The organism is Reyranella sp. (genome assembly GCF_965279465.1).
Lineage (GTDB): Bacteria > Pseudomonadota > Alphaproteobacteria > Reyranellales > Reyranellaceae > Reyranella.
Genome location: NZ_OZ257242.1, coordinates 976,283 through 997,211 on the forward strand (window position 1 = coordinate 976,283; position 20,929 = coordinate 997,211).

The 20,929-nt window shown below is 66.0% G+C and carries 19 protein-coding genes; 13 read left to right on the forward strand and 6 right to left on the reverse strand.

Annotated features, from left to right (window positions below; genetic code table 11):
• Window positions 1-145 precede the first annotated feature (145 nt).
• The gene (locus ACQY8M_RS04755) at window positions 146-1,552 is read left to right on the forward strand and encodes an MFS transporter (RefSeq protein ID WP_428669381.1); all 1,407 of its coding nucleotides are present in this window, start codon (window positions 146-148) and stop codon (window positions 1,550-1,552) included.
• 45 nt (window positions 1,553-1,597) lie between these two features.
• Here ACQY8M_RS04755 and ACQY8M_RS04760 read toward each other — a convergent pair whose 3' ends face one another.
• The 4 genes from ACQY8M_RS04760 to ACQY8M_RS04775 all read right to left on the reverse strand — a co-directional run bounded on the left by ACQY8M_RS04760 (window position 1,598) and on the right by ACQY8M_RS04775 (window position 6,307).
• A complete protein-coding gene (locus ACQY8M_RS04760; RefSeq protein ID WP_428669383.1) occupies window positions 1,598-2,563 on the reverse strand; it encodes a Bug family tripartite tricarboxylate transporter substrate binding protein in 966 nt (321 codons plus the stop codon).
• 28 nt (window positions 2,564-2,591) lie between these two features.
• Window positions 2,592-3,734 carry an iron-containing alcohol dehydrogenase gene (locus tag ACQY8M_RS04765; protein ID WP_428675311.1) on the reverse strand — a complete coding sequence of 381 codons (1,143 nt, stop codon included), beginning with the start codon at window positions 3,732-3,734 and terminating at the stop codon, window positions 2,592-2,594.
• Window positions 3,735-3,884: 150 nt separating this feature from the next.
• A complete protein-coding gene (locus ACQY8M_RS04770; RefSeq protein WP_428669385.1) occupies window positions 3,885-5,099 on the reverse strand; it encodes a CaiB/BaiF CoA transferase family protein in 1,215 nt (404 codons plus the stop codon).
• Window positions 5,096-6,307, reverse strand: a complete 1,212-nt coding sequence (locus tag ACQY8M_RS04775; protein WP_428669387.1) for a CaiB/BaiF CoA transferase family protein — start codon at window positions 6,305-6,307, stop codon at window positions 5,096-5,098. The genes ACQY8M_RS04770 and ACQY8M_RS04775 overlap by 4 nt, the downstream gene beginning before the upstream one ends.
• Window positions 6,308-6,414: 107 nt before the next feature.
• Between ACQY8M_RS04775 and ACQY8M_RS04780 the strand changes: the two genes are divergently transcribed.
• The 4 genes from ACQY8M_RS04780 (at window position 6,415) to ACQY8M_RS04795 (ending at window position 10,538) form a co-directional block, all read left to right on the forward strand.
• Entirely contained in the window at window positions 6,415-7,821 is a 1,407-nt protein-coding gene (locus ACQY8M_RS04780; RefSeq protein WP_428669389.1) for a sulfatase-like hydrolase/transferase, read from the forward strand.
• On the forward strand, window positions 7,818-8,783 hold the full coding sequence (locus tag ACQY8M_RS04785; RefSeq protein ID WP_428669391.1) for a Bug family tripartite tricarboxylate transporter substrate binding protein: 966 nt from the start codon (window positions 7,818-7,820) through the stop codon (window positions 8,781-8,783). The genes ACQY8M_RS04780 and ACQY8M_RS04785 overlap by 4 nt, the downstream gene beginning before the upstream one ends.
• A gap of 91 nt (window positions 8,784-8,874) precedes the next feature.
• Window positions 8,875-9,888 carry an aspartate-semialdehyde dehydrogenase gene (locus tag ACQY8M_RS04790; protein WP_428669393.1) on the forward strand — a complete coding sequence of 338 codons (1,014 nt, stop codon included), beginning with the start codon at window positions 8,875-8,877 and terminating at the stop codon, window positions 9,886-9,888.
• 59 nt (window positions 9,889-9,947) lie between these two features.
• Window positions 9,948-10,538, forward strand: a complete 591-nt coding sequence (locus ACQY8M_RS04795; RefSeq protein ID WP_428669395.1) for a malonic semialdehyde reductase — start codon at window positions 9,948-9,950, stop codon at window positions 10,536-10,538.
• Here the strand turns inward: ACQY8M_RS04795 and ACQY8M_RS04800 are convergent.
• Together ACQY8M_RS04800 and pdxY are read right to left on the reverse strand one after the other, a co-directional pair.
• Window positions 10,535-11,233: a LysE family translocator gene (locus ACQY8M_RS04800; RefSeq protein ID WP_428669397.1), complete on the reverse strand. Its 699-nt coding sequence runs from the start codon at window positions 11,231-11,233 to the stop codon at window positions 10,535-10,537. The genes ACQY8M_RS04795 and ACQY8M_RS04800 overlap by 4 nt on opposite strands.
• A gap of 7 nt (window positions 11,234-11,240) precedes the next feature.
• On the reverse strand, window positions 11,241-12,092 hold the full coding sequence (gene pdxY, locus ACQY8M_RS04805) for a pyridoxal kinase PdxY (protein ID WP_428675312.1): 852 nt from the start codon (window positions 12,090-12,092) through the stop codon (window positions 11,241-11,243).
• Between the two features lie 67 nt (window positions 12,093-12,159).
• On the opposite strand from pdxY, the gene ACQY8M_RS04810 reads away from it, so the two are divergent.
• The 8 genes from ACQY8M_RS04810 (at window position 12,160) to ACQY8M_RS04845 (ending at window position 20,928) form a co-directional block, all read left to right on the forward strand.
• Window positions 12,160-13,035 (forward strand): HpcH/HpaI aldolase/citrate lyase family protein, encoded by an 876-nt coding sequence (locus ACQY8M_RS04810; RefSeq protein WP_428669399.1) that lies wholly within the window; start codon window positions 12,160-12,162, stop codon window positions 13,033-13,035.
• Window positions 13,032-14,087 carry a MaoC family dehydratase gene (locus tag ACQY8M_RS04815; RefSeq protein WP_428669401.1) on the forward strand — a complete coding sequence of 352 codons (1,056 nt, stop codon included), beginning with the start codon at window positions 13,032-13,034 and terminating at the stop codon, window positions 14,085-14,087. The genes ACQY8M_RS04810 and ACQY8M_RS04815 overlap by 4 nt, the downstream gene beginning before the upstream one ends.
• 49 nt (window positions 14,088-14,136) lie before the next feature.
• Window positions 14,137-14,535 (forward strand): succinate dehydrogenase, cytochrome b556 subunit, encoded by a 399-nt coding sequence (sdhC, locus tag ACQY8M_RS04820; RefSeq protein WP_428669403.1) that lies wholly within the window; start codon window positions 14,137-14,139, stop codon window positions 14,533-14,535.
• A gap of 11 nt (window positions 14,536-14,546) precedes the next feature.
• Complete coding sequence (gene sdhD / locus ACQY8M_RS04825; RefSeq protein WP_428669405.1) at window positions 14,547-14,927, forward strand: succinate dehydrogenase, hydrophobic membrane anchor protein; 381 nt, start codon at window positions 14,547-14,549, stop codon at window positions 14,925-14,927.
• Window position 14,928: 1 nt separating this feature from the next.
• Complete coding sequence (gene sdhA / locus ACQY8M_RS04830) at window positions 14,929-16,770, forward strand: succinate dehydrogenase flavoprotein subunit (protein WP_428669407.1); 1,842 nt, start codon at window positions 14,929-14,931, stop codon at window positions 16,768-16,770.
• A gap of 9 nt (window positions 16,771-16,779) precedes the next feature.
• Window positions 16,780-17,559, forward strand: coding sequence for a succinate dehydrogenase iron-sulfur subunit (locus ACQY8M_RS04835; RefSeq protein ID WP_428669411.1), 780 nt, complete (start codon window positions 16,780-16,782; stop codon window positions 17,557-17,559).
• A gap of 258 nt (window positions 17,560-17,817) precedes the next feature.
• Window positions 17,818-18,057: a type II toxin-antitoxin system VapC family toxin gene (locus tag ACQY8M_RS04840; protein ID WP_428669413.1), complete on the forward strand. Its 240-nt coding sequence runs from the start codon at window positions 17,818-17,820 to the stop codon at window positions 18,055-18,057.
• A 360-nt stretch (window positions 18,058-18,417) separates the two neighbouring features.
• The gene (locus ACQY8M_RS04845; protein WP_428669415.1) at window positions 18,418-20,928 is read left to right on the forward strand and encodes a CHAT domain-containing protein; all 2,511 of its coding nucleotides are present in this window, start codon (window positions 18,418-18,420) and stop codon (window positions 20,926-20,928) included.
• Window position 20,929 lies beyond the last annotated feature (1 nt).

The following is a 20,929-nucleotide window of genomic DNA, read 5'->3' on the forward strand; positions in this document are numbered from 1 at the left end:
CTCGCGATGGGTGACGATGATCGAACATGACGCAGCGGCCTTTGCTCCGGCAAAGATGACACTTGGGGCCTTGGGCCAACGCTGAGCGAAAATAAGAAGAGAGAAAGCGGGCTGCACCGAACCCGCCGCACAGGAGGAACGGCCAATGAGCACAACCACAGCCGATGGGGCGGGTGGGTTCCCCAACGCGCCTTCGTTTCAACCGGCAATCGTCGGCCCGCTTGAGCGAAAGCACATGCAGAACGCGAACTATCGGGCCGTCGCCGGCGACGGCCCGATCACCCCGACGCATAAGCACATCGCCGTCGCCAACGGACTCGGCTGGGGCTTTGACGGAATGGACGGCGTCATCTTCGCGCTCGTCTCGCCGCTGATCATCAAGGACTTCAACCTCACCGTGCCGGAGTACCGGACCGGCCTGCAGATCTCGCTCTTTGTCGGCATCGCCGGCCTCTATTTCTGGCCCTGGCTGGCCGACCGCTACGGGAGGCGAACCCTGCTCGCCATCAACATTGCCCTGTTCTCGCTGCTGATGCCGGTCGTCGCCCTGTCGCCGACTTTCGCGGTGTTCGTGATCGCGCGGTCGCTGGTCGGCTTCGCGCTGAATGGGGAATGGTCGCTCGGCTCGATGCTGGTGGCGGAGACCTGGCCGGCGCGCCTGCGCGGCCGGGTCATCAGCATCAATCGCGCGGCGTGGTGCTTCGGCGCCTCGCTGGCGGGTGCGATCACGGGGATCGCCGCCGCGAACTGGGGATGGCGGACGGCGGTGATGGTGCCCGGCGTCATCGCGCTGCTGGCGATCTATGTGCGCGCGACCTGTCCTGAATCGCCGTACTGGGTGCGGGCCCAGGACCGCCGGACGCGCGTGGGGACGGCGTTGCGCAAGGGCGAACCGGTGAGCGAGGTCGACCGCGCCTGGTTCCTCAAGGCCGACCGGGTCGGCATCCGCCAGGTTTTCATGCCCGATGTGCTGCCGTCGACGTTCGTCGCGCTCTTCGTTGCCTGCTGCAGCACCTGCATCTTCGGCACCGTCGGCGCCTGGATGCCGCTCTACCTCGCCCGCGAGAAGGGCTGGTCGACGGCGGAATACAGCGCCTTCTACGTCTCCTGGGGCATCGTCGGCTTCTTCGGCCTGTGGCTGGCCGGCTGGCTCGCCGATCGGTTCGGCCGGCGGGTCGGCTTCGTCGTCACGCTGCTCGAGGGCGCGGTGTTCCTCGTCGCCTGGATCTACACCGACAACCATCTGCTGCTGTGGATCTTCGGCCTGGCCTGGAGCTTCGGCTTCCTGGGCTTCTGGGGGCCCAGCACCGTGCTCACCGCGGAGATCTTTCCAACCCGCATCCGCGGCGTCGCCAACGGCGTGGTCTGGGCGATCGCGTATTTCGTCGGCTTCGTGTTGTGGCCGTTCGCGACGGTCGCGCTACAGCAGTCGACCGGCTCCTTCAAGCTCGCCTTCCTGTGCATCCCGGTGTTCATGGTACTGATGGCGATCGGCGTCTGGCTCTGGGTGCCCGAGCACGCCGGCAAGGAGCTGAACGAGATCAGCGTCTGACGATTGGCGTTCCTCCCCGCGCGTCGCGCAGGGAGGAATTCGCCGTCATTCCATTCGGATGCCGGCGTCGGCGATCACTTTCTTCCAGACCGTCGTCTCGCGCGCGATGTAGGCCGCAGCATCGTCCACCGTGCCGCCGAGCGTCATCATGCCTTGGCGGGCGTAGGCCTCGCGCACTTCCGATGCGCCGAGCGCGCCGTTCATCAGCGTGTTGAGACGGTCGACGATGTCGCGAGGCACTTTTGACGACACCACGAGCGTATACCAGTTGGTGGCGGCATAGCCGGGGAAGCCCAATTCGGCGATGGTCGGAACGTCGGGATCGATCGGCGTGCGCTGAGCGGCCGTCAGCGCGAGCGCGCGGATACGGCCCTCGCGGATCGCGCTGGTCGCGGTGGGACCGCTCGCCATGGCCGAGGCAATGTGCCCGCCCATCAGGTCGTTCATCGCCGGCCCGCCGCCGCGAAACGGCACGTGGTTCAGCCGCGCGCCGCTACGCACGCGCAGCAGTTCGCCCGCGAGATGGCCGGCGCTGCCGATGCCCGCCGTGCCGTAGTCGATGCCGTCCGGCCGCCTCCCGAGCTCGAGATAGTCGGCGAGCGTGCGGGCCGGCACGTCGGGATGCACCGCCAGGACGTTGGAGAAATCGACCGCCATGCAGATCGGCGTGATGTCGGTCGGCGGATTGTAGCCCGCGTCCTTCATGGCATAGGGATTGACCGCAAGCATGCCGATCGTGCCCAGGAGGATCGTGTAGCCGTCGGGTGGGGCGCGCAGCGCCTCGCGTACGGCGATGGTGCCAGCACCGCCGACCTTGTTCTCCACCAGAATCGACAGGCCGGCGCTCTTCGTCAGCTCCTGCGCCAGGATGCGCGCCACGAGATCGAGGCCGCCGCCCGGCGGCGTGGCGACCAGGATTCGCAACTGCTTCGAGGGGAACGGCTGCGCCCGCGCCGCGGCGGGCAGCAGGGTTGCGGCAGCAGCGGAGCGGATCAGCAATCGTCGATGCATCGGACCATCCTCACCACAAACTGAGGAGTCAGTACACCGATTCGAGGATCGGCACGATCTCCTGTGCCCCGTTGATCTTGCGGGGATTCGAAAAGGTCCAGTCGTCGAGCATGCAGTTCGTGGCAATGCGCTGCAGGTCGTCGTGCTTGACGCCGACGTCGCGCAATTTCCGCGGCAGGCCGAGACCCGAAATGAAACCGTCGAGCACGTCGGCCGCGGGCTTTCCGGGCGCGCCGAGCGCGGCGCTGATCTCTGCCTGCCGGTCGGCGTTGACTGTCGAATTGAACGCCAGCACGGCCGGCAGCATGACGCAGGAGGTGTAGCCATGCGGCACCCCGGCGCTGCCACCGAGCACATGGCCGATGGCGTGGCTCGCCCCCATGCGGGTGCCGCTGACGATGCCCGTCATCGAGATCCACGCGCCGATCTGGCAGTCGAGCCGCGCCGCCGCATCGGCCGGGTCGCGCTTCACGGCCGGCAGGCCGCGACCGAGCAGGCGCAGGGCCTGCAGCGAGGTGCTGTCGAAGTAGGCGTTGCCGTCGATCGAGCAGTAGGTCTCGACCGCATGATCGACCGCGCGGATGCCGGTGGAGAGCCAAAGCCATTCCGGCGTGTGCACGGTGATCGCGGGGTCGAAGATCACCGCGAGCGGGATGATGCCGGGATGGATGTAGGCCTGCTTCAGCCGCAACCGAGGCTCGGTGACGCCGGCGCGCGCATGGAACTCGCCGCCGCTCAGGGTGGTCGGCACGCAGATCTGGCGCACCCGCGGCGCGCGGTACGCCGGAAAGCTGCGCTTGCCCGTGATCTCGTCGACCACCGTGCGGAAGGGCTCGAGCCCGTCCGGCTCGCGGATGTCGTGCTCGAGGCAGATGGTGACGGCCTTGCCGCCATCGGTCGTCGAGCCCCCGCCGACGCTGACCAGCAGGTCGCAGCCGGCCTCGCGCGCCTTGTTGGCGCAGGCGACCACCGCGTCGCGCGGTGTGTGCGCGGGCATGTCGTCATGCACGCCGGCATAGCGCGATCCCAGCGCGTCGGCGATCCGGTGCACCACATCGGTCGTGCGGTTGAGCGTTCCGCTGGTGAGCAGGAACACCCACCTGGCGCCGAGCCGCTCCGCGCTCTGGATCACGGCCTCGGCGGCCGGACGGCCGAATACCACGCGGTCCATCCCAGTGAAGACGATTTCGCCGCTGCGTACCAAGACAACCTCCCTCTGCATTGTCCTGTCGTCCTGAGCGTAGCGAAGGACCTGACCGAACGACCAGCGAGTCTGCGGCTGGCGTGAGGTCCTTCGCTGCGCTCAGGACGACAAGGGCGCTCAGCCTAGCGCGCCAGCCTTCTTCAGCGCCTCGATCTCGTCGTCGCTGTAAGCCAGTTCGCGCAGCACGTCCTCGTTGTTCTCGCCGACGGCGGATGGCCGGCCGGAGATGCGCGGCTTGGCGAAGCCCAGGCGGATGGGGTTGTTGACGGTGCGCGGCACGTCGGGATTGGTCGTCTCGGCGAAGATGCCGGCGTGTTTGGCTTGCTCGTCGTCGACCACGTCGACGGCCCGGCCGATCACGCCGAAGGGAATGCCGGTGGTCGAGAGCAGGGCTTCCCACTCGGCGTAGGTCCTGGACGCGAACACCGGCTCGATGATGCCATGCAGCTCGAGCGCGCGCTGACGGCGTTCCTCCCGGTCGGTGAAGCGAGGATCGCTCGCGAGCTCCGGTTGGCCGATCACCTGGCAGAAAGTCGGCCATAGGCGGTCGTCGCGCACCATCAGGAGCTGCAGCCAGCGATCGTCCCTGGTGCGATAGAGGTTGGTCAGCGCATTCTTCGGCTTGTGCGGCGGCTCGCGCGTCACCAGCGTGCCGCCGATCGCGGCACCCGCCAGCGTTGTGCCGTTGGCCCAGGCGCCGTTGGCATAGAGCGACGTGCCGACCCAGCAGCCCTTGCCGGTCTGGTCGCGATGGCGCAGGCCGAGAAGGATCGCTGCCACCAGCGTCATCGCCGTGGCGCGGTCGCCTTGCGCGGGCAGCGACAGGCCGGGCGGGCCGTCTTCGTAGCGCGCCGAGTCGAGGATGCCGGAGCGGCCGAAATAGGCCGTGACGTCGAAGCCCGGCCGGTCGCGATCCGGTCCGGTCTCGCCGTAGCCGGTGAGCGAGCAATAGACGAGGCGCGGGTTCAATGTCTCGACATCCTCCCAGCGCAGCCGCAGGCGCTCGCGCGCCGGCGGCGGGAAGTTGACGATCATGATGTCGGCGCGGCGGATCAGCCTTTCGAGCACCGGGCGTGCTTCCGGCTTCTTGAGGTCGAGCGCCAGCGAGCGCTTCAGCCGGCCGTCGAGCTGCAGCGGGAAGTTGTTCTCGCTCCGGGGATAGGTGGCGGCACGCTTGTAGTTGTGGCGGTGCGGGTCGCCCTCGCCCGGCGCCTCGATCTTGATGACATCGGCTCCGTAGTCGGCCAGGGCGACAGCGGCCGCAGGCGCGGCGATGAAGGTGCTGATGTCGAGGACGAGCAGCCCCGCGAGAGGCAGCAAGGGCTCGCTCATCGGATCGCTCCCGCGGTCCTTAGCGCTGCGACTTCCGCCGCACTCATGCCCGCCTCGCGCAGGACCTCCTCGCTGTGCTGGCCCAGCGCGGGCGCCGGATGGGCGACCCGCTGCTCGGCGAAGCTCAGCCGGATCGGATTGGCCAGCGTGCGCGGCATGTCGGGGATCGCGGTCTCGACCACCGCGCCGCAGGCGACGGCCTGCTGGTCGTCGGGCACGTCCTGCGGCCGGCTGATGACGCCGAAGGTGATGCCATGCCGGACCAGCGCTTCGCGCCAGTATTCGTACGGACGGGTCGCGAAGATGTCGCTCATGATCTGCGCCAGGGCGGCCGAGTTGAGACGGCGCTCGGTCTCCGCGCTGAAACGCGGGTCGTCCGGCAAGGTAGCAAGGCCCAGGGCCTCGCACAGCGGGCGCCACATCTTGTCGGCGCGCACGATGGTGAGCTGCAGCCAGCGATCGTCCGAGGTGCGGTAGATGTTGCCCAGCGCCGAGCGCGGCCGGTCGGGCGGTGGGCGATGCGGCAGGAAGGCGCCGACCAGGGCCGCCTGGGCGATCACGCCGCACGACCACAGGCCGTTGCCGAGCAGCGACGTGCCGACCCACGAGCCCTCGCCGGTCTTCATGCGATGGATCAGCGCCATCAGGATCGAGGAAACCAGCGCCATGGCCGTGGCGCGGTCGCCCTGCGCCGGCCCCGGGACGCCGGGCGGGCCGCCCTCGTAGCGCTGTGCGTCGAGCAGGCCGGAGCGGGCGAAATAGGCGGTGGCGTCAAAGCCCGGCCGGTCGCGGTCGGGGCCTGTCTCGCCATAGCCGGTGAGCGAGGCATAGATCAGCTTCGGGTTCACCGCCTTCACGTCGTCGTAGGCGAGCCTGAGCTTGTCGCGCACCGGCGGCGGGAAGTTGCAGATCAGGATGTCGGATTTCTCGATCAGCCGGTCGAGTGCGGTGCGCGCCTCGGGCTTCTTGAGATCGAGCACGATCGAGCGCTTGTTGCGCGAGTCCATCTGCCAGGGATAGTTGACCTCGGCCTTCGGGTAGTTCGACGAGTCGTGCATGATCGAGCGATTGGGATCGCCGTCGGGCCCCTCGACCTTGATCACCTCAGCACCCCAGTCGCCGAGCACGACGGCGGCGGCCGGTGCGGCGATGAAAGAGCTGATGTCCAATACGCGCAGTCCCGCCAGAGGCAGGGCAGAGTCGGTCATTGCTGATCCTCGATAAGCGTTCGGGTGATTAAGGGCGCGGGCCTCTGGTCTCCGTCAAGACCGCCCGTTAGCGTGCGTTCCGGCACGCGACGTGCAGGGGGAAATCGATGGCCAAGAACAAGAAGCGCAAACCCAATTTCCTGATCGTCCTGATCGACGATCTCAGGTTCGACGAGCTGGGGATCTGCGGCCATCCCTACATGAAGACGCCGAACATCGACCGGATCGGCCACGAAGGCGCGATGTTCAGTGCCGCCTTCCACACGACCCCGCTCTGCTCGCCCAACCGCGCCTCGATCCTGACCGGCCAGTACGCCAGCCGGCACGGCATCATCGACAACGTGGCGCGCGACGCGCACAGCCATCGCCTGCCCAACTATCACGTGATCCTGCAGCGCTTGGGCTACGAAACCGCCCATGTCGGCAAGTGGCACATGGGCAACTCGGGCGGGCCACGGCCGGGCTACGATCGCTGGGTCAGCTTCCCCGGCCACGGCTCGATCCTCGATCCGGTGCTGAACATCGACGGCAAGGAACGCCAGCACAAAGGCTACATCACCGATCTTCTGAACAAGCATGCGGTAGAGTTCCTGCGACAGGAGCGCGACAAGCCGTTCGCGCTGTTCTTCGCCCATAAGGCGGTCCATCCCGACGCCTACCAGGCGGCCGACGGCACGATCGACTTCAAGAACGGCGGCTACCTGCCGGCCGCGCGCCACGCCGATCTCTACAAGGGTGAACATTTCCCGCGCCGGCCAAACGCCGTGGCGCCGTCCGAGGTCGTGAAGCAGAAGCCGGCCTGGACGGAGGCGCACGAGCTGCGGACCAACAAGGCCTCGCGCAAGCTGCTCGACGGCATGCAGGCCGGTACCGAGGAGGAGATCCGTCTCCGCGCGGCGATGATGGCTTCGGTCGACGAGGGGATGGCCGATGTCTTCAAGGCGCTCGAGGAGACCGGCGAGCTCGACAATACTTTCATCCTGTTCCTCGGCGACAACGGCTATTTCTTCGGCGAGCACGGCCTCGGGCCCGAGCGCCGCTTCGCCTACGAGGAGGGCATCCGTTCGCCGTTCCTGATCCGCTACCCGGCGTGGTTCGAGCCGGGCACGGTGAACGACGATCTGGTGCTGGCGCTCGACATCGCGCCAACCGTGCTCGACCTCGCCGGCGCCAAAGGCGACGACTTCGATCACATCCAGGGCCTGTCGTTGCGCCCGCTGTCGAAGAGCGGCAGCAAGCGCGGCTGGCGCACGTCGTTCATGTGCGAGTACTTCAGCGAGAACGCCATGCCGTGGCTGATCGGCATGAGCTACAAGGCGATCCGCACCAAGCGGCACAAATACATCCACTGGACACAGAAGTCGCTCAACGGCGTCGAGTGCGACGAGCTCTACGATCTCAAGAGCGATCCGTACGAAATGAAGAACCTGCTCGGTCAGCGTGGTGCCGGGCCGCTGATCGCGCGCTTGCGCCGACAGCTCGCGCAACTCGTCGCCAATTCGGTGGGCCTATGAAACGACGCACGCTGCTGCTGGGCTCTGCCCTTCTTCCGGCCGTTGCTGCACGCGCCGATACCTGGCCGAGCAAGCCGATCCGCCTGATCGTGCCGCTGGCGCCCGGCGCGACCGCCGACATCGTGGCTCGCCTCTTCGCCGACGAGCTTTCCAAGGCTCTCGGCCAGACTGTCGTCGTCGACAACAAGACCGGGGCCGGTGGCACGATTGCGATCGCCGAGGCCGCGCGTGCGGCGCCCGACGGCTACACCGTCGCCCTCGTCTCGCAAGGCACGCAGGTGTTCAACATCGGGCTCTACAAGAATCCCGGCTATGACCCGCTGAAGAACTTCACGACCCTGGCGATCAGCGGCGGCGTTTCCAACGTGCTGATCGTGCATCCGGCCAATCCCGCAAAAACGGTGGCCGACCTGCTGGCGCAGGCCCGCGCCAAGTCCGGCGAGTACACCTATTCGTCGGGCGGTGTCGGCACCTCGCACCACATGTCGGGCGTGCTGCTCGAGCTGCGCACCGGGCTGAAGCTGCAGCACGTGCCTTATCGCGCGACGCCCGCCGGTATCATGGCGGTGGTCAATGGCGAGGTGCAGATGGGCCTTTTCAACACGCCCACCGTGCTCGGCCAGATCCGGTCCGGCGGCCTCAAGGCGCTCGCCGTCACCAGCGAGAAGCGCTCGACCCTGCTGCCCGACCTGCCGACCATGATCGAAGCCGGCGTGAAGGACTACGTCGTCGACACCTGGATGGGCTTCGCTGCGCCCGCCGGCGTGCCCGACGCGGTGGTCGCGCGCTTGAACGCCGAACTGAACCGGATCGCCTATTTGCCGCCGATCCGCGAGAAGATGCAGGCCCAGGGAATTGAAGCCCTGCCGCCTGGACCGCCCGTAGCGGCACAAAAGGTGGTAAAGGACGACCTCGACCTCTGGCTGCCCATCATCAAGGCGTCAGGGGCTTCGGCCGAATAGCCTTCCCCGTCAGACGGGAGAGGCGAAGAATCTTTGCAAAAGCTACCCTCAGCGCCTATCTCCTCCGCTCCCTAGCGAAGGCGCAGAAATCATGGGTTACAGAGTCGCCGTCGTCGGCGCGACCGGCAATGTCGGTCATGAAATGCTGCAGATCCTGGCCGAGCGGAATTTCCCGGCAGATGACGTCGTGGCGCTCGCCTCGTCGCGCTCGGTCGGCCGCCAGACCTCGTTTGGCGAGAACCAGGTGCTGAAGGTCCAGGACCTCGCCAAGTTCGACTTCAAGGGCATCGATATTGTCCTGTCGTCGCCCGGCGCCAAGGTCTCGGCCGAGCACAGCCCGCGCGCGGCCAAGGCCGGCGCCATCGTGATCGACAACACCTCTTATTGGCGCATGGACCCGGACGTGCCGCTGGTCGTGCCGGAAGTGAATGCTGCCGCCATCAAGGGCTACAAGGGCCGCGGCATCATCGCCAATCCGAACTGCTCGACCATCCAGATGGTGGTGGCGCTGAAGCCGATCCACGACGCGGCGAAGATCAAGCGCGTGGTAGTGTCGACCTATCAATCGACCTCCGGCGCCGGCAAGGAGGCGATGGACGAGCTGCTGAACCAGACCAAGAGCTTCTTCGTCAATCAGGACCTCGAGCCCAAGAAGTTCACCAAGAACATCGCCTTCAACGTCATTCCCCACATCGACGTGTTCATGGACGACGGGTCGACCAAGGAAGAATGGAAGATGGTGGTCGAAACCAAGAAGATCCTCGACCCGAAGATCAAGGTCCATGCGACCTGCGTGCGCGTGCCTACGTTCATCGGCCATGGCGAGGCAGTGAATCTCGAGCTCGAGGAGCCGCTCGACGAGCACGAGGCGCGCGCGCTTCTCTCGGCGGCGCCGGGCATCCTGGTGATCGATCGCCGGGAGGCCGGCGGCTATGTGACGCCGAAGGAAGTCACCGGTCAGGACCCGGTGTTCGTGAGCCGCGTGCGGACCGATCCGACGGTCGAGAACGGCCTCTCGATGTGGATCGTCAGCGACAATCTGCGCAAGGGCGCCGCGCTCAACGCCGTGCAGATCGCCGAGGAGCTGATCAAGGGTTACATCTGAGGTCGGAGGTTACGAGGCCGAAACTCGACCGCGCCCGCGGGGTTGGCTACGCTGCCGGGATGATCGACGATAAATCACTCGACCTGATCCTGCGCGCCGGCCGCACCCACAACGTCTTCCTGGACAAGCCCGTCAGCGACGGGCAGCTCCGGCAGATCCACGAGATCATGAAGTGGGGCCCGACCTCGCAGAACTCGCAGCCCTGCCGGGTCGTCTTCGTGCGCACGAAGGAGGGCAAGGAGAAGCTGAAGCCCGCGCTCAGCCCCGGCAACCTGGACAAGACGATGGCTGCGCCGGTGACCGCGATCGTCGCCTACGACTCGCGCTTCTACGAGCATCTGCCGAGGACCTTTCCGCATAATCCGGCGGCGAAAGACAACTATATCGGCGCGGGCAAGGAGGAGGCGGCGCTCAGAACCGCCTTCCGCAACGGCACCCTGCAGGGCGCCTATCTGATGATTGCCGCGCGCGCGATCGGTCTCGATGTCGGCGCCATGAGCGGCTTCAACAACGCCGTCGTCGACCAGGCCTTCTTCCCCGACGGCCGCTTCAAGTCGAACTTCCTCTGCAACATCGGCTACGGCGACCACGGCAAGCTGTTCAACCAGAATCCGCGGTTCGACTTCGAGGACGTCTGCACCTTCGCCTAGGTCAGCTCGAGCACGCGGGCCCAGTGGCGCCAGGGCAGCGGCAGCAGCGAGATCAAGGCCACGACCCCGAAGGCCAGGATCACCGCGCCCGCGATGCGGTTCAGCCACAGGATACCCTTGCCGGTGAAATGCTGGCGCAGCGCCACCGAGGCGGTGCACAGGATCGCCCACCAGGCGAGTGCGCCGCAGAACACACCGGCGACCAGGGTGGCAGCGTCGGGCAAGCTGCCACCGACACCGGCCAGATCGCGCCCGGCGAAGGCTGCGCCGAACGCCATCACCGTCAGCGGATTGAAGACGGTGATGAAGAAGCTCGAGCTGGCGAAGTGGAAATGCGTCGCGATCTGGTGCTCGCGGTCGTCGGGCACGGGATCTCCGACCGCGCGCATGCGATGACGCATCGTCGTCCAGCCCATGACCACGAGCACGAGCCCGCCGATGCCGCGCAGCCAGGCTTCGTTGCGGGCGACGAAGCTCTCGACGAAGCTGAGGCCAAAGGCAGCGACAGCGCCGAATACCGCGTCCCCCAGCGCGGCGCCGACACCGGTCATGTACCCCGCGACGGCGCCGGCGGTGATCGAGCGGCGGATGCACAGCGCTGCCGCCGGTCCGACCGGGAGGGCGATCAGGAAACCGATGATCGCACCCTCGACGAACAGCATGATCGGATTGTAGGCGAAGCCCGGAACGTGCATCGCGCCGCTATAGTCTCTCGGGCACGAAGCGTCGCGGCGGCGAAACGAGGCGGTCCTGCGCGGCAACGAGCTGCAACTCGCGCTCGCCCATCGCCAGTGTCGCCTCCAGCACGGCATAGATCGAGGATGCGGCCTTGCCCAGCGCGGATGCGATGTCCCCGCTTTCCAGCCAGTGTGCCGTGAACAGGGCCGCCACCGCGTCTCCCGTGCCGTTGGGCATGATCTCGAAGCCGATCAACGGCGTGACGATGCGCCAGGCTGCGTCGGCGGTGACCGCCAGCATCTCGATCTGCTCGGCGTCGCCATCGGCGCGGCGCAGGCTCGTGACGAGCGCGAGCCGAGGGCCTTTCAGCAGGCTGCGTGTCGCTTCGAGAGCATCGTCGAGCGTCGCGACCGTGCGGCCGGTCAGATGCTCCAGCTCGAAATGGTTGGGCGTGATCAGGTCGGCCGCCGGCAAGGCGTGGTCCTTGAAGAAGCTGTCGATTCCGGCCTTCACATAGATGCCCGTGTCGATGTCGCCAAGCACCGGATCGCAGCACCAGATCGCCCGGGGATTGGCCGCGCGGACCTTGCGGGCCGTCTCCAGCACGACGTCGCCCAAGGCGGCGTCGCCGACATAGCCGGTGAGCAGCGCGTCGCACCTGGCCAGCAGGCCGAGGGCCTCGATGCCCTGCACAATGTCTGCGACCTGTTCGGCAGGCGCGGTTCGGCCACGCCAAACGCCGTAGCCGGTATGGTTCGAAAACTCGACCGTGTTCACCGCCCAGACCTCATGGCCCAATCGTTGCAGGGGAAAGGTTGCTGCCCGATTGCCGACGTAGCCGTAGGCGACATGGCTCTGAAGCGAGAGGAAGCGCATGGCCACGGTCACCTTGCCACAAGGACGGCTCTCATTATAGTCCGGCGCGTTTTCGGGGAGTTCCGCCATGCCTGACGTCCGTCCACGCCGCAGTGTGCTCTACATGCCGGGTGCCAACACGCGCGCGCTGGAAAAAGCCCGAACCCTGCCGGCCGACGCCCTGATCTTCGATCTCGAGGATGCCGTGGCGCCCGACGCCAAGGAAGCGGCGCGCGACAATGTCGTCGCGGCGGCGAAAAGCAAGGCCTACGGCAAGCGTGAGATCGTCATCCGCTGCAACGGGCTCGGCACGGCATGGGGCAAGGCTGATGTCGCGGCGATCGCCGGCTCCGGCGCCGACGCGATCCTGGTGCCCAAGGTCGAAAGCGCAGCCGACGTGGCCGCCATCGTCTCGCTGCTCGACGCGGCCGGCGCGCCGGCGTCAATGGCGGTGTGGGCGATGATGGAGACGCCCAAAGGCATGCTGCGTGCCGAAGAAGTGGCCGGGTCGCATAAGCGGCTGACCCTGTTCGTCATGGGCACCAACGACCTTGTGAAGGACATGCGCGCGCGCCACACGCCGATGCGCCTGCCGCTGATCACCGCGCTCGGGCTCGGCATGCTGGCCGCCCGTGCCCACGGTCTCACCATCCTCGACGGCGTCTACAACGACATCCAGGACACCGACGGCTTCAGGGACCTTTGCCGGCAGGGGCTCGAGATGGGCTTCGACGGCAAGACCCTGATCCATCCCAGCCAGGTCGAGCCGTGCAACGAGATCTTCGCGCCGTCGGAGGCCGAGCTGGCCATGGCAGGCAAGATCGTGACCGCGTTCAAGGCGGCGCAGGCCGAGGGCAAGGGCGTGGTCACGGTCGACGGCCGCATGATCGAGAACCTGCATGTCGAGCAGGCCGAACGCGCGCTCGCTATGGCGGCCGCGATCAAGGAGCTCCAAGCCGCATGACCAAGTCCAAGACCGAAACCGGCAATTTCTTCGAGGACTTCACCGTCGGGCAGGAGATCCGCCACGCCACGCCACGCACGCTGACCGAGGCCGATGCCGCGCTGAACATCGCGCTCTACGGCTCGCGCTTCGCGATCAACTCCTCGGACGTGTTTGCCCGGGCCCTTGGCCTGCCGCGCGCGCCGCTCGACGACCTGCTGGTCTTCCATGTCGTGATCGGTAAGACGGTGTCCGACATATCGGTCAATGCCGTTGCAAACCTCGGCTATGCCGAATTTCGCTGGGGCGTGCCCGTGTTCCCCGGCGACACGCTGTCGGTGACGTCGACCGTGCTGGGCTTGCGCGAGAATTCCAACAAGGCGAGCGGCGTCGTCTGGGTGCGCTCGGTTGGTACCAATCAGCGCGCCGAGATGGTGCTCGACTACGTTCGCTGGGTGATGGTGCACAAGCGCGACTCAGCGGTGGAGGTGGGGGCGCCGGTCGTGCCGAAGACCGCGCCGGCCGTCGCGCCGTCCGACTTGGTCGTACCCGATCTCGCGATGATGGGATACGACGACGAAGCGGCCGGTTCGCCCTATCGCTGGGACGACTACGAGCCCGGAGAACGCATCGACCATGTGAGCGGCATCACGGTCGAGGATTCCGACCACATGTTCTCGACGCGCCTCTACCAGAACACCGCGCGCGTGCACTTCGACGCCCATGCCGGCAAAAGCACGCGCTTCGGCCGGCGGCTGGCGTATGGCGGACATGTGATTTCGCTGGCTCGCGCGCTTTCTTTCAACGGCCTGGCCAACGGGTTCCGCGTCGCGGCCATCAACGGCGGCAGCCATGTCGGGCCAACCTTCGGCGGCGACACGATCTACGCGTGGTCGGAAGTGCTCGAAAAGGCGCCGCTGCCGGACCGGTCCGACATCGGCGCGTTGCGAGTGAGAACCATTGCCGCCAAGGACTGCCCCTGCGCCGACTTTCCGGGCAAGGGAGCGGACGGCAAATACCATCCTGCGGTCGTGCTCGACCTCGATTACTGGCTGCTGATGCCCTGTCGTTGACTTGAGGGGACATGGGGTTAAAAAGCTCGTCAAACAGAGGACTTACGCGATGAGCGTCGCCAATCGGCCGGTTCACCGGCCGCTCTCTCCCCACCTTCAGGTCTACCGTCCACAGCTCACCTCGGTGCTGTCGATCCTGCATCGCGCCACGGGCATCGCGCTCTCCGTGGGGGCGCTCTATCTCGCGGTCTGGGTGATGTGCGCGGCGGCCAACCCACAGACCTATGCCACCTTTCAGAGCTTCAACGCCTCGATCGTCGGCCGGTTCGTGCTCGGCGGCTGGCTGTTCAGTGCCTTCTTCCACCTGTGCAACGGGATCCGGCATCTGTTCTGGGACGCCGGCTACGGCTTCGAGCTGAAGGACGCCTACCGAAGCGGCTGGATCGTCGTTGGTGTCTCGGCCGTCGCGACGCTGCTGTCGTGGATCATCGGCCTCAGGCTGGTCTAGGGGAGGCCGATATGGACGATCGCAGAACGCCTCTCGCCCGCGCCCGCGGCCTCGGTTCGGCCAAGGAAGGCGTGCATCACTGGTGGGCCCAGCGGCTCACCGCCATCGCGCTGATCCCGCTCGTCGTGTGGTTCGCCATCTCGCTCGTCATGCTGAGCGGCGCCGACTATGCGGTCGTGCGCGCCTGGATCGGCTCGCCGCTGGTCATGGTGCTGTTGATCCTGACCATCGGCATCGGCCTGCATCACGCCCAGCTCGGCCTGCAGGTCGTGTGGGAGGATTACACCGACGGCGCTTTGCGCGTCGTGATGATCGTTTTCACCAAGTTCCTCGCAGCGCTCTTTGGCCTCGGCGCCATCGTGGCGATCCTGCGTATCGGTCTCGGAGGCTGACATGGCCGACAGTAACGGCAAGAGCAACGGAGCGGCGGCCGGCACGGTGACTATCGGCGGCCGTGCCTACACCATCATCGAGCACGAATACGACGTCGTCGTGGTCGGCGCCGGCGGCGCGGGCCTTCGCGCCACCTTCGGCATGGCCAACAAGGGCTTCAAGACGGCCTGCATCACCAAGGTCTTTCCGACCCGCAGCCATACCGTGGCCGCGCAGGGCGGCATCTCGGCGGCGCTCGGCAACATGGGTCCGGACGACTGGCGCTGGCACATGTACGACACGGTCAAGGGCTCCGACTGGCTGGGCGACCAGGACTCGATCGAATACATGTGCCGCGACGGCATCCCGGCGATCATCGAGCTCGAGCATTTCGGCGTGCCGTTCTCGCGCACGCCGGAGGGCAAGATCTACCAGCGCCCGTTCGGCGGCATGACGACGGAATACGGTAAGGGCATCGCCCAGCGCACCTGCGCAGCGGCCGACCGCACCGGCCATGCGATCCTGCACACGCTCTACCAGCAGTCGCTCCGCAACAATGCCGAGTTCTTCATCGAGTACTTCGCGCTCGACCTGATCATGGACGAGGGCGTGTGCCGCGGCGTGATGGCCTGGAACCTCGATGACGGCACGATCCACCGTTTCCGCGCCCACAAGGTGGTGCTGGCGACCGGCGGCTACGGCCGCGTCTACCAGACCGCGACGTCGGCCCACACCTGCACCGGCGACGGCGGCGCCATGGTGTTGCGCGCCGGCCTGCCGCTGCAGGACCTCGAGTTCGTGCAGTTCCATCCGACCGGCATCTTCGGCGCGGGCTGCCTGATCACCGAGGGCGTGCGCGGCGAGGGCGGCTACGTCACCAACGGCAACGGCGAGCGCTTCATGGAACGCTATGCGCCGTCGGCCAAGGACCTCGCCTCGCGCGACGTCGTCAGCCGCTCGATGACCATCGAGATCCGCGAAGGTCGCGGTTGCGGCCCGAACAAGGATTACATCGAGCTGCATGTCGAGCATCTCGACCCGAAGGTGATCCACGAGCGCTTGCCCGGCATCGCCGAGACGGCGCGCATCTTCGCCGGCGTCGACGTCACGCGCCAGCCGATCCCGATCCTGCCGACCTGCCATTACAACATGGGCGGCATCCCGGCGAACTATCACTGCGAGGTCATGACCATCAAGAATGGCGACCCGTTCACCGCGGTGCAGGGCCTGATGGCGCTGGGCGAGGCCGCCTCGATCGGCGTGCACGGCGCCAACCGGCTGGGCTCGAACTCGCTGCTCGAGCTGGTGGTCTTCGGCCGCTCGGCGGCCAATCGGGTGGCCGAGCTGATGAAGCCGGGCGAGACGCACAAGGACATGAAGAACGCCGGCGAGGAGGCGATCGCCCGCCTCGACAAGGCGCGCCATGCCAACGGCGGCACGCCGACGGCGCAGCTGCGCGCGATGATGCAGAAGACCATGCAGAACGACTGCGCGGTGTTCCGCACCACCAAGACCCTGGCCGAGGGCTGCGCCAACATGGACAAGGTGTACGCCGGCAAGGGCGACATCCGGGTCAAGGACCGCTCGATGATCTGGAACTCCGACCTGATGGAGACGCTGGAGTTCGAGAACCTGATCGTGCAGGCGCAGGCAACGATCTATTCGGCCGCCAACCGGCAGGAAAGCCGCGGTGCGCACGCTCACGAGGACTTCCCCAACCGTGACGACGTGAACTGGCTGAAACACACGGCCGTCTGGGTCGATCCCGACACGGGCAAGACCCGCATCGACTACCGCCCGGTCAACCTCCAGCCGATGAGCAACGACGTCCAGTCGTTCCCGCCCAAGGCCCGCGTGTACTGAGGAATAACGATGGCTGAGTTTGCACTGCCCGCCAATTCCAAGATCGGCGTCGGCGAGACCTACAAGGCGGCGGCCGGGGTCAAGAACATCAAGACGTTCAAGGTCTACCGCTGGACGCCGGACGACGGCAAGAAGCCGAGCGTCGACACCTACGAAGTCGACATGGACACGTGCGGGCCGATGATCCTGGACGCGCTGATCAAGATCAAGAACGAGATCGACAGCTCCCTCACCTTCCGCCGCTCGTGCCGCGAGGGCGTATGCGGCTCGTGCGCGATGAACATCGACGGCACCAACACACTGGCCTGCACCAAGTACATCGCCGACGTGAAGGGCGACATCAAGATCTACCCGCTGCCGCACATGCCGGTGGTGCGCGACCTGGTGCCCGACCTCACCGTGCCCTACGCGCAGCTCGCCTCGATCGAGCCGTGGCTGAAATCGACCAGCCAGCCGCCGACGCGCGAGCGCATCCAGTCGCCCGAGGAGCGTGCCAAGCTCGACGGCCTGTGGGAATGCATCCTGTGCTTCTGCTGCTCGACCTCGTGCCCCAGCTACTGGTGGAGCGGCGACCGCTATCTCGGCCCGGCGATCCTGCTGCAAGCCTATCGCTGGCTCGCCGACAGCCGCGACGAGGCCAAGGGCGAGCGGCTCGACAACCTCGAGGATCCGTTCCGGCTCTACCGCTGCCACACGATCATGAACTGCACCAAGACCTGCCCGAAGAGCCTCAATCCGGCCAAAGCGATCGCCGAGATCAAGAAGCTGCTGGTCGAGCGCACGATTTGACCGTTTTGGGCGGGAGGCTGTAGACGCTGGCCAGACTTCCGTGGCCAGGATTTTCAACCTCTCCGAAGTCAAGGACCAGCTCTCGTCGCCGGTGGATCGTGCTGCCTCGGGCGAGGAGCCCCGAGAACCTCGAACACGCTCGGTGATCTATATGGCGGACGACTTCGATGCTCTTCTCCCGCCCGAGTTGCTCAAGCTCTTCGGCCACAAACCCTGACTTGAATCTGCCGCTGGATAATCACGCATTCATTTGGTGGAATGCGCAAGATCGGTAAGCTTTCGTTTCGCCACGACGTTCTCCCGGCAATCGCTGCGGATGGCTTCGAGACGATCGACATAAGCCCACAACATGCAGCTTCTGCCAGATCGTTGCCGCTTCATCATGCTGATCCGTTCGACCGACTTCTTATTGCCCAGGCGAGCATCGAGCAATTCGTCCTCGTGACCCAGGACAGGCAGCTCCTCCCCTATGCCGTCCCGCTCATCGGCATGCTCTGAAGCGGCGCACCTTTTGCCATGCGCCTCGGATCGTAAGCCCGGGGGATACGCAAATATGAACACAGAACCAGCTCCAGATTGTGTTCGTGGTTACGTCGCCGCGGGCATATCCGCCCTCGGAATGCGTAACGCGCTCACAGACGGCGAACCCCTCGCTTGCTCCCAAGATGCATTTGCGGAGTCAACCAAGTTTATACACTCAGGGGTTGACAGTGATATCGCATTCTATATGAATTAAGTGCGACGCTGTTTTGTCTGCCGAGCCTGCCCGACGCAAGGCTTGCGATTGGATGCAGTGCAGGCTGGACGTAGCCTGCTATTGGAGCGGATCCTGGCGTCGCGAAGTGGCGAGGGACGTCCATGAGATCTCTGGCCTGTCTCAAGATTTTCATCCTTGTGGTGACGACCATGGCTGCGTCTGCCGATTTCGCCGCAGCCCAGCCGGCTGACATGCTCGATCGCTACCGCATGCAGCGCGACGCCTACGTGGACGGCTTCCGTACCACTGGGCAAAAGGATCGTCAGCAGCTGGACGCCTTGGCGCGCGGACTTTCAACCTTGGTGCAGCAAACCGCCGGCGAGACACGCGCGCGAGCCCTGCTCGAACTCGGAGGTGCGCAGCGGATGGGCGACGACTATCGCGGCGCCATTGCTACTTTCTCCAAGGCCGCCGAGGCGGCCAATGTTCTCGGCTTGCAGGACGTCGCATTCACGGCGTGGATCGGCATCGCGCGCGCCCACTCGTACGGGACGTCCGACCATGGGGCGGCGGCGATCGCTTTCGAGCGCGCCGTCGACGCGGCAGGCGAGCAGCCAACGCCCAAACAGAGTGCGGACCTCGCCGACTATCGCGCCCAGCTCGAGATCGGCCGCGGCGAAACCGAGGCCGGCATCATCGACGCTCTGCACGCAATCAATCTCGCCAGCGATCCAAAGGATCGCTTCTACGCCGAGCTCGATCTTGCGGACGGCGTGACGAAGCTGGTGCAGAGCTGCGACTACCGGCCGTTGATCGACGCCAAGAGCAGTGACGATGGCTCTGATATTTACGCCGCCTGCCGACGGGCCGTCGCTGCCGCAGGGATGGCCTATGAGCGGGCCGCTGCCACGGCCGCCGCGCTCGGCTGGGGACACATGGTCGGCCTGACGCGAAATTTCCAGCGTACGCTTCGCGTACGGCAGCAGATGATCGAGGGGCGAGCAAGGGTCGAGGCGCAGGTCGCCGCGGTTCCGTTCAATCCACGTACCCCGACCGACGTGCTGGTGAGCAAGAGATTCGAGTCTGGCGCCTCGCTGCTGGGCGACACGGCCATGCTTGCCAAGCTAATCGATTCGGTTCTGTCCGAGACCGAGGCAAAATCCGGCGTCGTCGATTCGCGCAGCAAGTATCTGCGTGGTTTGAGTGCCGACATTCGTGGCAAGCAGCCGTCGGAGGCCGCGGAGTACTTCGCTGCGGCCGCAGCAACGCTCGGTACCGAGCGCCGCGGCTATTTCGATCCACGACGACGTGGCACCGTGATCGAGAACCGGGGCGAGACGGTCGAAAGCCTGGCGCTTCGTTTGCTCTCTCTCGATCGCGAGGCGGACGCCTTCGCCGCATTCGAGTCGGTGCGCGCCCGAGGTCTCAGCGAACTCGCGAGCGTGCTCGCTCTCCCGGACGTCACGGCGAGTGAGCGGGCCTGGCTCGCCGATCTGCTGGTGCTCGACGCTCGCGTCGGCGCAATCGAGCAGCATATCGTCGCCGATCTTGTCGCCAACGGAAAGCTCGACGCGCCGGAGCCGAGGCTCCGCGAGCTGGAGCGTCTGCGCAGCGATCGCCGCGCCAAGCTGCGCGCCAACCAGCCCGCGCGCGCACGTTTCTCGGCCGACCGTCCGACGCTCTTTGCCTCCCTTGATAGGCTGCGTGCAGCGGCTGCCCGTAGCGGAATCCCGGTGCTCCTCTACTGGACGACATTTACCAATGTGATTGGGTGGTATGTGGCAGCCGACGGTTCCGATGTCCGCGCGATCTTCCTGCCATTGAATGTGCTCAATGAGAAAGTCGACCGCCTGCTCAAGAGCAGCAGCGCTGCGACAAGTCAATTCGACGAAACGACAGCACGCGAGTTGTATCTGTATCTCCTCGCGCCGTTTGCACAACGATTAAATTCGTCTGCCGCCACCCAGATCATGATTGTGCCGCACGGCTCACTGTTACGGCTGCCCTTCGAAGCGCTGATTGATCCCGCCTCGGGGGCCGCGGTCATCGATCGCTGGGCTGTCTCGTACGCGCCCAATGCGACCATGGCGCTCGCTGCGCTCGAAAGCGAGGGGCGCCCCGTCAAATCGGTTGTCGCCATGGTCGATCCGAAGATCGATATCAATACCGGGGAGACCATGGCGATCCGCGCGTCGGGCGTCCAACTCGAACCCATGGCGCGCGGCGGACTGTTTGCGGGTGCCTGGCAGGCCGACGGCCTGCACATTCTCACGCACGGCCACTTCGATTCGTGGGAAGCCCTGCTGTCCAGCCTCGACGGGACCAGATCGACCGAGCCGCCGATCCTCGCGGCCGAACTGGTGGCGCTTCCGTTGCGGGGCGTTCAGCTTGCCGTCCTGAGCGCATGCCAGGGCGGAAAGGTCGGTACGCGCATCTCGGGCGAGCTATACGGGTTTCCCTGGGCACTGCTGGCCGGCGGCGCGGCGGCGACAGTGCTGTCGCGCTGGGACGTCAATGCCGCCAGCAATGGTCAATGGATGGGAGTATTCTATCAAAAGCTCGGTCACGGCGTATCGATCGCGACGGCGGCGGCTGCAGCGATGCGCGAAATGCGCAGGCAGGGGAACATGCATCCCTTCTACTGGGCGGCGATGCAAGTGAGCGGACGGTAAA